This window comes from Pseudomonas sp., assembly GCF_030690725.1.
Classification (GTDB): Bacteria; Pseudomonadota; Gammaproteobacteria; order Pseudomonadales; family Pseudomonadaceae; genus Aquipseudomonas.
Map to the genome: position 1 here is coordinate 30,839 of NZ_JAUYGD010000082.1, position 16,883 is coordinate 47,721.

The 16,883-nt window shown below is 59.7% G+C and carries 10 protein-coding genes; 5 read left to right on the top strand and 5 right to left on the bottom strand.

Features of this window, described 5'->3' with window-relative positions; translation table 11 throughout:
- Nucleotides 1-36: 36 nt before the first annotated feature.
- The 4 genes from ligA to Q8O69_RS20050 form a co-directional block, all read right to left on the bottom strand.
- Nucleotides 37-2,406, bottom strand: a complete 2,370-nt coding sequence (ligA, locus tag Q8O69_RS20035) for an NAD-dependent DNA ligase LigA (RefSeq protein WP_305593982.1) — start codon at nucleotides 2,404-2,406, stop codon at nucleotides 37-39.
- Nucleotides 2,407-2,467: 61 nt separating this feature from the next.
- On the bottom strand, nucleotides 2,468-3,292 hold the full coding sequence (gene zipA, locus Q8O69_RS20040) for a cell division protein ZipA (RefSeq protein WP_275962920.1): 825 nt from the start codon (nucleotides 3,290-3,292) through the stop codon (nucleotides 2,468-2,470).
- 182 nt (nucleotides 3,293-3,474) lie between these two features.
- The gene (gene smc, locus Q8O69_RS20045) at nucleotides 3,475-6,963 is read right to left on the bottom strand and encodes a chromosome segregation protein SMC (RefSeq protein ID WP_305593984.1); all 3,489 of its coding nucleotides are present in this window, start codon (nucleotides 6,961-6,963) and stop codon (nucleotides 3,475-3,477) included.
- 12 nt (nucleotides 6,964-6,975) lie between these two features.
- Nucleotides 6,976-7,635 (bottom strand): GntR family transcriptional regulator, encoded by a 660-nt coding sequence (locus Q8O69_RS20050; protein WP_305593986.1) that lies wholly within the window; start codon nucleotides 7,633-7,635, stop codon nucleotides 6,976-6,978.
- A 239-nt stretch (nucleotides 7,636-7,874) separates the two neighbouring features.
- On the opposite strand from Q8O69_RS20050, the gene Q8O69_RS20055 reads away from it, so the two are divergent.
- From Q8O69_RS20055 to guaD, 5 genes are all read left to right on the top strand, one after another.
- Nucleotides 7,875-9,014 (top strand): alkane 1-monooxygenase, encoded by a 1,140-nt coding sequence (locus Q8O69_RS20055; RefSeq protein WP_305593988.1) that lies wholly within the window; start codon nucleotides 7,875-7,877, stop codon nucleotides 9,012-9,014.
- Between the two features lie 310 nt (nucleotides 9,015-9,324).
- Nucleotides 9,325-10,764 (top strand): xanthine dehydrogenase small subunit, encoded by a 1,440-nt coding sequence (xdhA, locus tag Q8O69_RS20060; RefSeq protein ID WP_269381215.1) that lies wholly within the window; start codon nucleotides 9,325-9,327, stop codon nucleotides 10,762-10,764.
- Entirely contained in the window at nucleotides 10,757-13,153 is a 2,397-nt protein-coding gene (gene xdhB / locus Q8O69_RS20065; protein WP_305593990.1) for a xanthine dehydrogenase molybdopterin binding subunit, read from the top strand. The genes xdhA and xdhB overlap by 8 nt, the downstream gene beginning before the upstream one ends.
- A 184-nt stretch (nucleotides 13,154-13,337) precedes the next feature.
- Nucleotides 13,338-14,174 carry a xanthine dehydrogenase accessory protein XdhC gene (gene xdhC / locus Q8O69_RS20070; RefSeq protein ID WP_305593992.1) on the top strand — a complete coding sequence of 279 codons (837 nt, stop codon included), beginning with the start codon at nucleotides 13,338-13,340 and terminating at the stop codon, nucleotides 14,172-14,174.
- A 61-nt stretch (nucleotides 14,175-14,235) separates the two neighbouring features.
- Nucleotides 14,236-15,540: a guanine deaminase gene (gene guaD, locus Q8O69_RS20075; protein ID WP_305593994.1), complete on the top strand. Its 1,305-nt coding sequence runs from the start codon at nucleotides 14,236-14,238 to the stop codon at nucleotides 15,538-15,540.
- Between the two features lie 91 nt (nucleotides 15,541-15,631).
- Here guaD and Q8O69_RS20080 read toward each other — a convergent pair whose 3' ends face one another.
- Complete coding sequence (locus tag Q8O69_RS20080) at nucleotides 15,632-16,390, bottom strand: GntR family transcriptional regulator (protein WP_090253579.1); 759 nt, start codon at nucleotides 16,388-16,390, stop codon at nucleotides 15,632-15,634.
- Nucleotides 16,391-16,883 lie beyond the last annotated feature (493 nt).

Here is a 16,883-nt window from a genome sequence, read left to right on the forward strand (position 1 = left end):
AACCTTGTTTGGGGGCAGTACAGAAAACCCGCTCGTCTAGAGGCCGTAGCCTGCCAAGGCTGACAAGAACTGCGCCTCGTCAATCACCCGCACACCCAGCTCACTGGCTTTTGCCAGCTTTGAGCCCGCACCAGGCCCAGCCACCACACAACTGGTTTTCGCCGAGACTGAACCGGCAACCTTGGCCCCCAGACTTTCCAGCTTTTCCTTGGCGGCATCACGGCTCATCACTTCCAGCGTGCCTGTCAGTACCCAGGTCTGCCCAGCCAGCGGCAAGCCTTCGATAACTTTCTTCTCGCTGTGCCAGTGCATGCCAAAGGCCTGCAACTGCGCTTCGATGGCGCGCGCGCGCTCGACATTGGCCGGTATCTGGAAAAAATCGCGCACAGCGTTGGCCTGTTTATCAGGCAGAGTCTGGCGCATATCCAGCCAGTCAGCCGCCAGTACAGCCTCAAGGCTGCCAAACTTATCTGCCAGCTTCTGTGCGCCGCCGGGGCCGACGGAGGGGATATTCAGCTTGTCGAGCATGCCTGCCAACGTAGCACTGGCACTGAACTCGGCACTCAACTCGCCTTGCTCCTGCAGCTGCAAGCCGCATTCATCACTGGCCAGCAAAGCCGAGATCACCTGCTGGTTATGGCTATCGGCAAAGAAGCTGTGGATCTCATACGCCACTTCCAGACCAATATCCGGCAGGTAGGTCAGCACTTCAGGCAAGGCTTGCTGCACGCGCTCCAGGGAGGCCAACGCACGGGCCAGTACCTTGGCAGTCTCCTCACCTACGTCGGGTATGCCCAGGGCGTAGATAAAGCGTGCCAGGCTGGGTTGTTTACTGTCGGCAATGGCCTGCAGCAGCTTGTTGCTGGACACCTCGGCAAAGCCTTCCAGGTTGATGATCTGCTCATACTTGAGCTGATACAGATCGGCCGGTGAGGCGATCAGCTGCTCATCAACCAACTGCTCGATGGTTTTGTCACCCAGGCCTTCGATATCCATGGCCCGGCGCGAGACAAAGTGAATAATCGCCTGTTTGAGCTGCGCGCCACAGGCCAAGCGGCCAACGCAGCGGTATACCGAGCCTTCGCTGAAGGTTTCCTTGCCCTTGCTGCGCTTGACCAGCTGGGTGCGCTCGACGTGGGAGCCGCACACTGGGCAGCTTTCAGGGATCTGCACAGGCTTGGCATCCAGTGGGCGGCGCTCAGGCACCACCTGAACCACCTGCGGAATCACATCGCCGGCGCGACGGATAATCACCGTATCGCCGATCATCACCCCCAGGCGCGCCACCTCATCCATATTGTGCAACGTCGCGTTGGACACCGTAACACCCGCCACCTTGACCGGTTTCAAGCGCGCGACCGGGGTAACCGCGCCAGTACGGCCAACCTGAAACTCCACGTCCAGCAGCTCGGTCAGCTCTTCCAGCGCCGGGAACTTATGGGCAATCGCCCAGCGCGGCTCACGGGCGCGAAAGCCCAGCTCACGCTGATAAGCCAGGCTGTTGACCTTGAACACCACACCGTCGATTTCATAAGCCAGCGACTCACGACGCTCACCGATGCTGCGGTAGTAGGCCAGGCACTCATCGGCACCTCTGGCCAGTTTCAACTCACGGCTGATCGGCATGCCCCATTGCTTCAGCGCCTCAAGGATACCGATATGGGTCTGTGGCAGCTCGCCTTGCACCTGGCCGATGCCGTAGCAGCAGAACTCCAGCGGACGGCTGGCGGTGATCTTCGAGTCCAGCTGACGCAGGCTGCCGGCAGCTGCATTGCGCGGATTGGCGAAGGTCTTGCCGCCCTGCTCCAGCTGCCGCGCATTCAGCGCCTCGAAACCGGCCTTGGAGATAAAGACTTCGCCACGCACCTCCAGCACAGACGGCCAGCCCTCGCCCTGCAGCTTTAACGGCACATTGCGAATGGTGCGCACGTTGACGCTGATGTCCTCGCCCGTGCTGCCATCACCACGCGTCGCGCCACGCACCAACAGGCCGTCGCGATACAACAGACTGACGGCCAGGCCATCAAGCTTGGGCTCGCAGCTGTACTCAACCTCGGCGCCACCACCAAACAGATCGCCCGCCGGCAGGTCCAGCCCCTCACGCACCCGGCGGTCGAAATCCAGCAGGTCGGTTTCTTCAAAAGCGTTGCCCAAACTAAGCATCGGCACTTCGTGCCTGACCTCACCGAAGGCCGAAAGCGCCAGGCTACCGACGCGCTGGGTCGGTGAGTCGGCCGTGACCAGCTCTGGGTGTTCGGCTTCCAGGGCTTTCAGCTCATGGAACAGGCGGTCATATTCGGCGTCAGGAATACTCGGCTCATCGAGTACGTGATAGCGATAGTTATGCCCATCCAGTTCGGCACGCAGTTGCAGAATGCGCTGGGCAGCAATCGAGGCGTCGGTCATTGCGGTGTGCTCTCAAACGAAAAGAGCAGCCTTGGCTGCTCTTGGTATTTCATCGATTAAATCAGCGCTTATTGGTCAGTTGCTTGCGCTCGTATTCGACGATGCGTTGACGGTAGTGTTCGATAGTTTGCGCGGTCATCACACTGCGCTGGTCATCCTTCAACTCGCCACCCAGTTCATGGGCCAGTTTGCGTGCGGCGGCCACCATCACATCAAAAGCCTGCTTGGGATGACGCGGGCCCGGCAAACCGAGGAAGAAACTCACGGCGCGGGTGCTGAAACCTTCAATGTCGTCGAGGTCAAAGGTGCCAGGTTTCAACGCATTGGCCATGGAGAACAGCACTTCACCATTGCCCGCCATGCTTTCGTGGCGATGGAAAATATCCATCTCGCCAAAACGCAGGCCGCTTTCCAGAATATTCTGCAACAGCGCTGGGCCTTTGAAGCCTTCTTCATCGCGGGCGATGACATTGATCACCAGCACTTCTTCAACCGGTGGCAATTCCTTGCTGCTTTCCTTGGCCTGACTGGCGGGTTTGACCACGTCGTCATCGACCGGGTTAAGCAGCGTCGGTACAGGTTCTTCCAGGCCCAGATTAAGGTCGCCTTGTTGCGGCTCACCACTGCGGCGACGATTCAACTCACGCGCGCTTAGCGATGGCAGGTCTTCTTCATCAAAAGCCGGCTCGTTACTGCGATCAATAACCCGCGGCGGGCTGAGCAGATCAGGATCGCTGTCATCATCCGGCAGGTTGGCAAAACTGCGGTCAAGTTTGAACTTGAGTTTGCCCTTACCACCACGCATCCGCCGCCAGCCATCAAACAGGATGCCGGCAATCACAATAATGCCGATGACAATCAGCCACTCGCGCAGACCGAATTCCATGAAATACCTTAACCCCTAATAAAAATGTGATGAAAAAGGCCTTCCTGGGCCATTTTGCTAATTCTTTTCCGCGACGCCAAGCCTATGTTCTGCCAGGCCTTTCCCTGAGTTATAACGCCACGTCTAATAACAATGCGCATTAAGCTAGCACGACGAAAGATAACTTTACACCGCCCTGGCCATCATGATTCAACCAAGGCTAGCGCTTCCTCCACATCCACGGCCACCAATCGCGAACAACCGGGCTCGTGCATGGTTACGCCCATCAACTGATCAGCCATTTCCATGGCGATTTTATTGTGGGTGATATAGATAAATTGCACGGTTTCCGACATCTCTTTTACCAGCCGGGCATAGCGCCCAACGTTGGCATCATCCAGCGGCGCATCCACTTCATCGAGCATGCAGAACGGCGCTGGATTGAGTTTGAAGATGGCAAATACCAGGGCCAGGGCAGTCAACGCCTTTTCCCCACCGGACAATAAATGAATGGTGCTGTTCTTCTTGCCCGGCGGGCGCGCCATGATGGTTACGCCGGTATCCAGCAGGTCTTCGCCGGTCAGCTCCAGATAGGCGTTGCCACCGCCGAAGACTTTCGGGAAGAGCGCCTGCAAGCCGCCGTTGATCTGGTCGAAAGTTTCCTTGAAGCGGTTGCGAGTTTCCTTGTCGATCTTACGGATGACGTTTTCCAGGGTTTCCAGCGCTTCGACCAGATCAGCGTTCTGCGCATCCAGGTAACGCTTACGTTCGGATTGCTGCTGATACTCATCAATTGCCGCCAGGTTGATCGGGCCCAGACGCTGGATGCGTGCAGCCAGACGTTCCAGCTCTTCTTCCCAGGCTTTCTCGCTGGCCTCGGTCGGCAAGGTCGCCAGTACGCCATGCAGGTCGTAGTTGTCTTCCAGCAGCTGATCCTGCAGGGCCTTACGCCGTACGGTCAGCGATTGCCAGTCCATGCGTTGCTGTTCCAGCTGGCCACGCAGCAACTGTGCTTGTTGCTCGGCCTGGGTGCGGCGTTTTTCTGCGTCACGCAGTTCGCGGTCGGCATCTTCCAGGGCCAGACGCGCCAGCTTGAGCTCGTCTTCCACCGCCATGCGCTTGTCGAGCTGTTCTTCGAGCTTCATGCGCAGTTCTTCCAGCGGTGCCTCACCCTCCTCCAGATTGAGGTTGAGCTGCTCACGCTTCTCGTGCAAGCGTTCGGCCTGTAGTTCCAGGCGCTCCAGAGCCTGGCGGGTGGAGTCATGCTGGGCCTTCAGCGAGCCCAGACGCACAGCCAGTTGATGAGCGTGATCCTTATGCTGCCGGGCCTCCTGGCGCACGCGATCAAGACGTTCGCGCAGGCTGTCGCGGCGGGCCAACAGGCTTTCACGCTGCTCATTATCGGTCGCCATGGCATCCAGGGCGTCCTGCAGTTGCAGGCGTGACTCACCCAGTTGCTCGTGCTCTATTTCGCGCTGTTCGCCCAGCTCCAATAGTTCGCTGTCCAAGCGGGTACGGCGTAATACCAGCTGCTCAACCTTGGCTTGCCCGGCGGACAGATGCGCCTTCAGCTCACCAAGACGACGAGCCAGATCCTGAGCCTGGCGGCGTTGCTGCTCGCGCTGTTCTTCCTGAGTGCGCTGGTTTTCGCGCAGATGAGTCAAGCGCTCATCCAGTACAGCCAACGCCGCTTCACGCTCATCGCGCTCCAGCGTAAGCCGTTCGATCTCCTGGCCACGGGCCAGTACGCTGCTTTCCGCTTCACTGGCGCGGCGCACCCGCAAAAAGTGCCGACCGACCCAGTAACCATCACGGCTGATTAGGCTTTCGCCTTCGCCCAGACTCAAGCGTGCGGCCAGCGCTTCATCCAGACTCTGCACCGGTTTGACCTTGCCCAGCCAAGGCGCCAGATCGACGTTGGCTTCAACCTTATCCAGCAAACTACCCGCCACCCGCGCGCCACCCTTGTTCGGGCTGGCCAGGCGCAGATCGCCCTGGGTTAAGCCGGCAAAATCCAAGCCTTGGAAATCATCCAGCAACACGGCCTGCAAGTCGGCACCCAGCACGGTTTCCACCGCCAGCTCCCAACCGGCTTCAACCCGCAGGCCTTCAGCCAGACGCGGGCGTTCGCTCAGTTGCTGCTCGCGTAGCCATTCGCCAGCACCTTTGCCGGGATCAAGCGCCGCTTGCTGCAGCGCCTCCAACGATGCCAAACGGCCATTCAGGCGTTGCAGTTCACCTTGCGCCTGCTGCTGGGCCTGACCGCTGTGCTGCAGGTCATTGCGCAGTTGCTGCAGACGCTCGGTCTGCTGTTCTTCTTCCAGCTGCAGGTCTTCCAGGCTGATTTCGCCGGCAGCGATCTGCTCGCTCAGTTCAATAATTGCCGCATCTTCCGGGTCAGCCGCCAGTTGCTGCAGTTCATCGGTCAGACGGCGCTGGCGCTCGGCCAGACGCTCCAGGCTCTGTTCCAGTTGCTGAATGCGTGATTGCTGCACCTCGGCCTGACGACGCGGTTCGGCGCTGCGCTGGTTGAAGCTGTCCCACTGTTCCTGCCAGCCATGCATGGCGGTTTCGGATTCTTCCAGCCCGGCCGCAGACTCTTCGGCCGCCGCTGCAGTCAGCTCCTGCTCGGGTCCAAGCATGGCCAGCTCTTCGCCCAAGGTCGCCAGCAACGTGCGGTCGTGGCCTAGGTGCGATTCGGTTTCCAGGCGTGCGCGTTCGGCCTCGTTGAGGTCATCCTGCAACTGACGCAGACGCTGCTGGCCGTGCTGGATACTCTGTTCGATACGGGCGATATCGCCCCCCACTGAATAGAAGCGGCCCTGCACCAGGTTGAATCGCTCACTCAGTTCATGATGACCATCACGCAGCCGCTCGATGCTGGCATCGGCATTGCGTTGCTCGGCCACCAGCGCTTCGAAGCTGATTTCCTGGTTGCTGATCACCGCCTCGCGGCTGCCCACCTGCTCGTTCAGCGCCTGCCAACGCAGAGCTGTGAGCTGGGCCTTGAGCTGGCGCTCCTCGGCTTTGTATTCCTGATACTTCTCCGCCGATTGAGCCTGACGGTGCAGGCGGTCGAGCTGGCGTTCCAGTTCTTCACGCAAATCGGTCAGGCGCGCCAGGTTTTCATGGGTGCGACGGATGCGGTTCTCGGTCTCGCGGCGGCGCTCCTTGTATTTGGAGATGCCGGCGGCTTCTTCAATAAAGTTGCGCAGGTCTTCCGGCTTGGCTTCGATCAGCTTGCTGATCATGCCCTGCTCAATGATCGAGTAACTGCGCGGGCCCAGGCCAGTGCCGAGGAAGATGTCAGTGATGTCGCGGCGACGGCACTTGGTGCCGTTGAGGAAATAGGTGTTCTGGCTGTCGCGGGTGACCCGGCGGCGAATCGAGATTTCGTTATAGCCCGCGTATTCGCCCGTCAGGGTGCCATCGGAGTTGTCGAAGATCAGCTCGATGGAGGCTTGGGTCACCGGCTTGCGGGTATTGGAGCCATTGAAGATGACGTCGGTCATCGACTCGCCGCGCAGGTTCTTCGCCGAACTTTCGCCCATCACCCAGCGCACGGCATCGATAATGTTCGACTTGCCGCAGCCGTTCGGCCCAACCACTGCCGCCATATTACTGGGGAAAGTTACCGTGGTCGGGTCGACGAAGGACTTGAAGCCGGCCAGTTTGATGCACTTGAGCCGCATAGACAGCCTTCCTTAAGCGTCGGCCAGTGCGGCCAGCACCAGCTGGCAATTGTGCTCACCGTAACCCAGCAATACCTCACGAATGGCCTGATGGTTACGGGCGATGATCGCCTGCAGCAAGGCAGCAAAGGTATTGAGGAACTGGCCCATTTCTCCTTTGCGCCGCTCCAGCGCCAGGTGATAGGTGCGGCTGATGGCCGGCAACAGATTCTCCACGGTTTCCTGCAGGTAGGGATTGTTGGAGAACGGGAACGCGGCACGCATGATGTCGAAGCTACTCTCGACAAAGCCGTCGATGTCTTCGCGTTGCAGGCTGTCCTGCAGACGCTGCTGAATCACCAGGAACGGACCGAGATCAGCCTCGACCTGCCAGCTATCCGCCACCGCTTTGCCCAGCAGGATGTACAGTTCCATGACCAGGGCATACAGGCTCTTGACATTATGCGGCGTCAGTTCAGCCACCTGCGCGCCGCGGCGCGGCGGGATCACGATTAGGTGGCGGCGCTCAAGAATCAGCAATGCTTCACGCACCGACCCTCGGCTGACATTCAGCGCCTGAGTGACTTTCTGTTCCTGAATCCGCTCACGCGCCTTCAACTCACCACGAATGATGCGTTCGGCAAGATGATGGGCGATCTGCTCAGCGAGGCTATCCGGTGCCTTGAACGTCATGATGATCCTTAGGCTCTATCTGACCTATTGGGGGGCAAACAAGGGTCTCAACCCCACGCCAGGCTTGGCTTGGGCGGTACAGCGCAGGGCGCGAGTGTAACACAGGGTGTTACCGGGCCAAGGCCGCCCGCGCCCTGCATTCAAACCAAAAGGTGGGCTACTGAGGGATGGTCATAAAAATGGATTGTCCTACAATCCTACCAACACCCTATTCCAACAATAACAAGTACGGAGCCACCATGTTCGAACGCCTGCCCTCAAACTGGATGCTTGCCATTAAAAGCATCGGCTACTGGTTCTGGTTGATCCCGGTATTGGGTATCCCATTGAGCTATTACTGGTCATTAAACAGCCAATACGCTAACGCCTGGCCCTGGCTGGTCATCGTGGTGGTCTTTGGGCTTATCCCGCTGCTGGACTTCATCATTGGCCGCGACCCGGCTAACCCGGATGAAACCGTGCAAGTTCCGCAAATGGAGCAGCAGGGCTACTACCGGCTCTTAAGCCTGGCCACAGTACCCGCGCTGCTGGGCATGCTCGGCTGGGCCGGCTGGGTCTTTGTCAGCCATGAGGTCTGGAGCTGGGTAGGCCAGCTGGGCTGGGTGCTGTCGGTTGGCACTGTCACCGGGGCGATAGGTATTACCGTGGCCCATGAGTTCATCCACAAGGACCCACAGCTGGAGCAGAACGCTGGCGGCCTGCTGCTCGCTGCTGTGTGCTATGGCGGCTTCAAGATCGAACATGTGCGCGGTCACCATGTGAATGTATCGACCCCGGAAGACGCCAGCTCCTCGCGCTATGGCCAGAGCCTGTATGCCTTTCTGCCGCATGCCTACAAGCACAACTTTCTCAATGCCTGGAAGCTCGAAGCCGAACGCTTGAAACGCAAGAACCTGCCCGCCCTGCACTGGCGCAATGAGCTGATTGCCTGGTATGCCATCAGCGTACTGTTCCTGCTCGGCTTCAGTTTGGCTTTCGGCTGGCTCGGCGCACTGTTCTTTATTGCCCAATCGCTGGTCGCCTTCACCCTGCTGGAAATCGTCAACTACGTGGAACACTACGGTTTGCATCGGCGCAAGTTGGACAATGGCCGCTATGAGCGCACCAATCCGACGCATTCCTGGAACAGCAATTTCCTGCTGACCAACCTGTTCCTCTTCCACCTGCAGCGCCATTCCGACCACCACGCTTACGCCAAACGTCGCTACCAGGTGCTGCGCCACTTCGACGACAGCCCGCAGCTGCCCAATGGCTATGCCGGGATGATCGTTCTGGCGCTGTTCCCGCCGCTGTGGCGCGCGGTGATGGACCCGCGGGTACGCGCCTACTACGCCGGTGAAGAACATCAATTGACTGATTCGCAGCTGACCCACTCTTAAGTCCAGACACCGCAACAAAAAAACGCCAAGGGCCCGCACCCTTGGCGTTTTTTTGTTTGCTGGTCGCCATGTTTTCGCAACGCCTGCTTGGCACAAAAGCAGCTAGCGTTTAACCAGGCTGCAGGGCTTTTCGCGCTCATAACTGAATCGTATGACAATCGCCTGACCAAAGAGTCAAATATTTGTTGACCCTAAAGTCAGAAAACTCTAGATTCGCCTCATGCCAAGCCGTGTGGAAACGCTGTGCTGCCCAACGTAGCCGTTTCAACAGAGCCTGATACGAGAACAATAAAGTGCCTGGAGGTCGTCCTTGATCCAGTTTTTACTCAACCGGGAGCTGCGTACTGAGCATGCCCTCGACCCAAACGTCACCGTGCTCAATTACCTGCGTGAGCATGTCGGCAAATCCGGAACCAAAGAAGGCTGCGCCTCTGGCGACTGTGGTGCTTGCACCGTGGTGGTCGGTGAGCTGGATGGCGAGCGCGTGCGTTATCGCACTCTCAACTCCTGCCTGACCTTCGTTTCCAGCCTGCACGGCAAACAGCTGATCACGGTTGAAGACCTCAAGCACCAAGGCAAACTGCACAGCGTGCAACAGGCCATGGTCGACTGCCATGGCTCGCAATGCGGTTTCTGCACCCCGGGTTTTGTCATGTCGCTGTTTGCCCTGCAGAAGAACAGCAGTGGCTTCGACAAGGCCGACACCATGGAAGCCCTGGCCGGCAACCTGTGCCGCTGCACCGGTTACCGTCCGATTATCGATGCCGCCGAACAGGCCTGCTGCCAGAAGCAGCCAGACCAGTTCGACGCTGCCGAAGCGCAAACCGTTGCGCAACTGAAAGCCATCGCCCCGCAGGATACTGCCGAGCTTAACAGTGGCGACAAACGCTGCCTGCTGCCGCTGACCGTGGCGGACCTGGCCGATATCTACGCCGCCAACCCGGAAGCGCGTCTGCTGGCTGGCGGTACCGACCTGGCCCTGGAAGTCACCCAGTTCCACCGTGAACTGCCGGTGATGATCTACGTTGGTCATATCGAAGCGATGAAGCGCGTCGAAGTGACCGCCGAAAGCATCGAAATCGGTGCTGCAACCGCCCTTTCCGATTGCTACGCCGCCCTGGCCCAGGACTACCCGGACTTTGGCGAGCTGCTGCACCGTTTCGCCTCCTTGCAAATCCGCAACCAGGGCACCCTGGGCGGCAATATCGGCAACGCCTCGCCAATTGGCGACGCCCCGCCGCTGCTGATTGCCCTCGGCGCGCAGATCGTTCTGCGCAAAGGCAACAGCAGCCGCACCCTGCCGCTTGAAGATTACTTCCTCGATTACAAGGTGACTGCCCGCCAGGAAGCCGAATTTATCGAGAAGATCATCGTGCCGCGCCATCAGGCCAATCAGGCGTTCCGCGCCTACAAGGTGTCCAAACGTCTGGACGACGACATCTCCGCGGTCTGCGCCGCCTTTAACCTGGTGGTTGAAGATGGCGTGGTGCAAAGCGCCCGCATCGCCTTCGGTGGCATGGCCGCAATCCCGAAACGCGCTGCTGCCTGTGAAGCCGCACTGCAAGGCGCAGCCTGGTACCCGGGCGTGATCGAACGCGCCTGCGCTGCATTGGCCGAGGATTTCACCCCGCTCAGTGACTTCCGCGCCAGCAAGGAATACCGCCTGCTCACTGCACAGAATCTGCTGCGTAAATTCTTCCTCGAGCTGCAAGCTCCCGAAGTCGAAACCCGGGTGACCGCGTATGTCTAATCATCATGTAATTAAAAGCCAGGCCGAACTGGCCGAACTGTTCCGCGCCGACATCACCACTGGCGTCGGCAAGAGCGTCAAACATGAAAGTGCGGACAAACACGTCTCCGGCGAAGCCATCTACGTCGACGACCGCCTGGAATTTCCCAATCAGCTGCATGTCTATGCCCGCATGAGCGACCGCGCTCACGCGCGCATCGTCAGCATCGATACCAGCCCCTGCTACGCCATTCCGGGCGTGGCGATTGCCATCACCAAGGATGACGTACCTGGCCAGCTGGACATCGGCCCGGTCGTGGCTGGCGATCCGCTGCTGGCGGATGGCAAGGTTGAATACGTCGGCCAGGTGGTACTGGCCGTCGGTGCCGACAGCCTGGAAACCGCACGCAAGGCGGCCATGGCGGCAATCATTGAGTACGAAGACCTCGAGCCGGTGCTGGATGTGGTCGATGCGCTGCGCAAGAAGCATTTCGTCCTCGACAGCCACCAGCACAAGATCGGCAATTCCAGCGCCGAGCTGGCCACTGCGCCACGTCGCCTGCAAGGTAGCCTGCATATCGGCGGCCAGGAACACTTCTACCTGGAAACCCAGATTTCCTCGGTGATGCCCACCGAAGACGGCGGCATGATCATCTACACCTCGACGCAGAACGCCACCGAAGTACAGAAGCTGGTGGCTGAAGTGCTCGGCGTGCCAATGCACAAGATCGTCATCGACATGCGCCGCATGGGTGGCGGTTTCGGCGGCAAGGAAACCCAGGCCGCAGGCCCGGCGTGCCTGTGTGCGGTGATCGCCCACCTCACCGGCCGGCCGACCAAGATGCGCCTGCCGCGCGTCGAAGACATGCAGATCACTGGCAAACGTCACCCGTTCTACGTCGAGTACGACGTCGGCTTTGACGATAACGGCCTGCTGCACGGTATCGAGATTGAACTGGCCGGCAACTGCGGCTATTCGCCGGACCTGTCCGGCTCGATCGTCGACCGCGCAATGTTCCATTCCGACAACGCCTACTTCCTCGGCAACGCCACCATCAATGGCCACCGCTGCAAGACCAACACCGCGTCGAACACCGCCTACCGCGGTTTCGGCGGCCCGCAAGGGATGGTCGCCATCGAGGAGATCATGGATGCGGTCGCGCGCAGTCTGGGCAAAGACCCGCTGGAAGTGCGCAAGACCAACTACTACGGCAAGACCGAGCGCAACGTCACCCACTACCACCAGACAGTCGAGCACAACGTTATCCACGAGATGACCGCCGAGCTGGAAGCCAGCAGTGACTACGCCAAGCGCCGCGAAGAAATCCGCGCGTTCAACGCCAAGAGCCCAGTATTGAAGAAAGGCCTGGCGCTGACCCCGGTGAAATTCGGCATCAGCTTTACCGCCACCTTCCTCAACCAGGCTGGCGCGCTGATCCACATCTACACCGACGGTTCGATCCACCTGAACCACGGCGGCACCGAGATGGGCCAGGGTCTCAACACCAAGGTCGCGCAGATCGTTGCTGAAGTGCTGCAGGTGGACATTTCGCGCATCCAGATCACCGCCACCAATACCGACAAAGTGCCAAACACCTCGCCGACTGCGGCCTCCTCGGGTGCCGACCTGAACGGCAAGGCTGCGCAGAACGCCGCCGAAACCCTCAAGCAGCGTCTGGTTGATTTCCTGGTGCGCGAGTACAAGGTCACCCCGGAAGATGTGGAGTTCCGCAACAGCCAGGTGCGCGTACGCGACCTGTTCCTGAGCTTCGAGGAAGTAATCCAGAAGGCCTACTTCGGCCAGGTATCGCTTTCCAGCACCGGGTTCTATCGCACGCCGAAGATCTACTACGACCGTGACAAGGCCGCCGGCCGCCCGTTCTACTACTTCGCCTACGGCGCCGCCTGCTCCGAGGTGATCGTCGACACCCTGACCGGTGAGTACAAGATGCTGCGCACCGACATCCTGCATGACGTTGGCGCATCACTGAACCCAGCGCTGGACATCGGCCAGGTCGAAGGTGCCTTCGTCCAGGGCATGGGTTGGCTGACCATGGAAGAGCTGGTGTGGAATGGCAAAGGCAAGCTGATGACCAGCGGCCCGGCCAGCTACAAGATCCCGGCCATCGCCGATATGCCGCTGGACCTGCGCGTCAACCTGGTGGAAAACCGCAAGAACCCGGAAGACACCGTGTTCCACTCCAAGGCCGTTGGTGAGCCGCCGTTTATGCTCGGCATCGCCGTGTGGTGTGCGATCAAGGACGCCGTGGCCAGCCTGGCTGACTACCGCGTACAACCGAACATCGACGCCCCGGCAACTCCTGAGCGCGTGCTCTGGGGTGTGGAGCAGATGAAAAAACTCCAGCAACCCGCCAAGTCGGCAGCCGCCGTAGAAGCGCAACCGGCGTAACGCCAATTCGCCTGGGTGGCCATCCACCCAGGCGCTGCATAAACAGGTGTACAACAATGACAAAACACACCGAAACGAAACCGCAAACACCGCGACCGATTCCGGTACCGATACTGGATCCGTCGCCGAGCAACTGGCGCTTACCGCGCCCCGGACAACTGCCACCTACCTGGAGGCTGAGCAAATGAGCTGGATCAGCGCCCTCGCCGAACTGCAGCAGCAAGGTCATCCTTGCGTGCTGGTGACCATCATCGAAGAACGCGGCTCAACCCCGCGCAATGCTGGCTCGAAAATGGTGGTCACCGCTGACCGCATCTTCGAAACCATCGGTGGCGGTCATCTGGAATTCAAGGCGATGGAGCTGGCCCGCGAAATGCTCAGCGGCCGCAGCCAGGACACCCGCCTGGAACGCTTCAGCCTGGGCGCCAGCCTCGGCCAGTGCTGCGGCGGCGCCACCGTGCTGCTGTTTGAACCCATGGGCCAGCCGCAGGCGCAGATCGCCGTATTCGGCGCCGGTCACGTCGGCCGCGCCCTGGTGCCGCTGCTCGCCAGCCTGCCGTGCAAGGTGCGCTGGATCGACTCGCGGGAAAACGAATTCCCCGAGCAGATCCCCGCCGGGGTGGAAAAGGTGGTCAATGAGGAGGTGATCGACGAGATCGAGCGCATGCCCGCCGGCAGCTACTTTATCGTTATGACCCACAACCATCAGCTCGACCTAGAGCTGACTGCCGAAATCCTCAAACGCAACGATTTTGCCTACTACGGCCTGATCGGCTCACAGACCAAACGCGCCAAGTTCGAACACCGCCTGCGTGATCGCGGCTTCAACCCAGCAGTGGTGGCGCGCATGCGTTGCCCGATGGGCCTGGCCGAGGTCAAAGGCAAGTTGCCGGTGGAAATTGCCGTGTCCATCGCCGGTGAAGTGATCGCCACCTACAACGCCGCCTTTGGCCAAGAGAGCAAAAAGGGCCAGCCCAGCGTTGCCAAGCTGCTGCCCGCCTCTCGCCGTACCCAGGCCTGACTATTTGCTCAGGCGCACACGCGCCTGGGCGACCAAATCCATAGATTGAGATAAGCGTTACATGACTAGCCCAGTGAAAGCCTACCGCGCCGCCATCCTGCACAGCATCGCCGACCCTGCCGTGGTGGGCGTTGAGCAATCCTATGAGTATTTCGAAGACGGCCTCCTGGTCATCGACAACGGCCAGGTGGCCAAAGTCGGCCACGCCGCCGACCTGCTGCCCAGCCTCAAGGGCGTGGAAATCACCGAATACCGCGACGCGCTGATCACCCCCGGTTTTATCGACACCCATATTCACTACCCACAAACCGGGATGATCGCCTCCTACGGCGAACAGCTGCTGGACTGGCTGAACACCTACACCTTCCCCACCGAGCAGCAGTTCGCCGACAAGGCCCATGCCGCCGACGTGGCCGGTATCTTCCTGAAAGAGTTGCTGCGCAACGGCACCACCACCGCCCTGGTATTTGGCAGCGTGCACAAGCAATCAGTGGACGCTTTCTTCGAAGCTGCCGAAGCGCTTAACCTGCGCATGATCGCCGGCAAGGTGCTGATGGATCGCAACGCGCCGGACTACCTGACCGACACCCCGGAATCCGGCTACGCCGACAGCAAGGAGCTGATCGAACGCTGGCACGGCAAGGGCCGCTTGCATTACGCGGTGACCCCGCGCTTTGCTCCGACCAGCACCCCGGAGCAACTGACCCTGGCCGGCAAGCTGCTGGGCGAGTACCCGGATCTGTATATGCACACCCACCTGTCCGAGAACCGCAAGGAAATCGAATGGGTCAAGGCACTGTTCCCCGAGCGCAAGGGCTACCTGGATGTGTACGACCACTACAAACTAATCGGCGCGCGCTCGGTATTCGCCCACGGCGTGCACCTGTGCGACGACGAATGCAAACGCCTGGCCGAAACCGGCTCGGCCGTGGCCTTCTGCCCGACCTCAAACCTGTTCCTCGGCAGCGGCCTGTTCGACCTGAACAAGCTGGAACAGCACGGCGTGCGCGTCGGCCTGGGCACCGACGTGGGGGCCGGCACCAGCTTTAGCCAACTGCAATCGCTGAACGAGGCGTACAAGGTGATGCAACTGCAGGGCAAGAAACTCGATCCGTTCAAGTCGCTGTACCTGGCCACTCTCGGCGGCGCCAACGCGCTGTACCTGGACGACAAGCTCGGCAACTTCGAGAGCGGCAAAGACGCCGACTTCGTGGTGCTCGACTACAACGCCACGCCGCTGATCAGCTACCGCATGCAACAGGCCAAGACCCTCGACGAAAGACTCTTCGCCCTGACCATGCTCGGTGACGACCGCGCCGTTAAGGAAACCTTCGCCGCCGGCCAGTCGGTGCATCGCCGCGACTGAGATCGCCAAGACTAAGCCAGGCAGGCTAAATTCCGACCAAGAAAAAGCCCGCTCAATGAGCGGGCTTTTTCGTTTAGGCCGGTTGCCCCAATTAGCGGCTCGCGGCTTTCTTCTTGCTGCCAGGCAGCAGGTGCGAGAACACCGCGTGCAGATCATCGGAGGCGGTTTCGCCATCCAGGTTGAGCTTGGCGTCAACGCTGTCCATATGGCGCATCATCAGGTCCACGGCCACTTCTACGTTACCGGCCTCGATGGCATCAATCACCTGGTCGTGTTCGGCATCCGAGCAATGGGTGCGGCTGTTGCTTTCGTACAGGGCGATGATCAGCGAAGTCTGCGAAATCAGGCTGCGCAGAAAGCCCAACAGGGTCAGGTTGCCGGCGGCTTCCGCGAGTTTCAGGTGGAACTCACCCGACAGGCGAATGCCCATGCCGCGATCACCACGAGCGAAGCAATCGCGCTCATCAATCACCATCTGGCGCAGCGCGGCAATCTGTTCCGGCTTGGCGTTCTTGCAGGCCAGCTCGGTAATCGCCCGCTCGATCATCCGGCGTACATAGAAGATCTGCCGCGCTTCTTCCGCACCCGGGCTGGCCACGACCGCGCCACGGTTAGGCCGCAGCAGCACCACGCCTTCGTGGGCCAGGCGCGATAAAGCGCGACGGATGATGGTGCGGCTGACGCCGAAGATTTCACCGAGCGCCTCTTCACTGAGCTTGGTGCCAGGAGCCAGACGCTGCTCGAGAATGGCATCGAAGATATGGGCGTAAACGACATCGTCCTGAGTCCCGCTGCGAGTGCTCTTGCCTTCGCGCGTCTGCTTCTTAAGGGGCTGCAATTGTTCGTTCATTGTGGCTCGCGTGATCAAGGTTCGGCGGTTGCTGATGCAACTCTACTGTGTGCTACCTACCCTCTGGCAAGCAGCAAATCAGTGAAAAGTCACAAATAAAAAGCCCTTGCATTGTACACAATGTAACCAGCACGTACACCGCTACCAAGGCATAGCCATCGTGTAAAGGTGCATTTTCACGCGCTTTCTGTTCGCACTTCTCTGCCGAAGAACGCGCAGTCGGCAGATTCATTTCTTATATGCAGCATTTTTCTTGTTCGCGAATCTGCTTAGCAGCCGTTCTGATAAGTCACGACAGCAAGGCCGCGATGCCTACGATTATTGCCGAAGACCCGCTGATCATGGGGATATCAGCGCCTCGCCAGGCCGGCTAAGTGGGTGCTCCGGCACACATCAGGAAAAGGACTGGTATTGCATAGGTGAAAAAGCCGAGTACATCGCGGATTTCAACCAGAAACATTATTTGCTTTTTTTGTATACAACCTCATAATCG

Excerpts from the sequence above, each read along its gene's own strand:
- ligA (WP_305593982.1), bottom strand. The coding sequence starts at position 2,406 with ATGACCGACGCCTCGATTGCTGCCCAGCGCATTCTGCAACTGCGTGCC.
- zipA (WP_275962920.1), bottom strand. The coding sequence starts at position 3,292 with ATGGAATTCGGTCTGCGCGAGTGGCTGATTGTCATCGGCATTATTGTG.
- smc (WP_305593984.1), bottom strand. The coding sequence starts at position 6,963 with ATGCGGCTCAAGTGCATCAAACTGGCCGGCTTCAAGTCCTTCGTCGAC.
- Q8O69_RS20050 (WP_305593986.1), bottom strand. The coding sequence starts at position 7,635 with ATGACGTTCAAGGCACCGGATAGCCTCGCTGAGCAGATCGCCCATCAT.
- Q8O69_RS20055 (WP_305593988.1), top strand. The coding sequence starts at position 7,875 with ATGTTCGAACGCCTGCCCTCAAACTGGATGCTTGCCATTAAAAGCATC.
- xdhB (WP_305593990.1), top strand. The coding sequence starts at position 10,757 with ATGTCTAATCATCATGTAATTAAAAGCCAGGCCGAACTGGCCGAACTG.
- xdhC (WP_305593992.1), top strand. The coding sequence starts at position 13,338 with ATGAGCTGGATCAGCGCCCTCGCCGAACTGCAGCAGCAAGGTCATCCT.
- guaD (WP_305593994.1), top strand. The coding sequence starts at position 14,236 with ATGACTAGCCCAGTGAAAGCCTACCGCGCCGCCATCCTGCACAGCATC.
- Q8O69_RS20080 (WP_090253579.1), bottom strand. The coding sequence starts at position 16,390 with ATGAACGAACAATTGCAGCCCCTTAAGAAGCAGACGCGCGAAGGCAAG.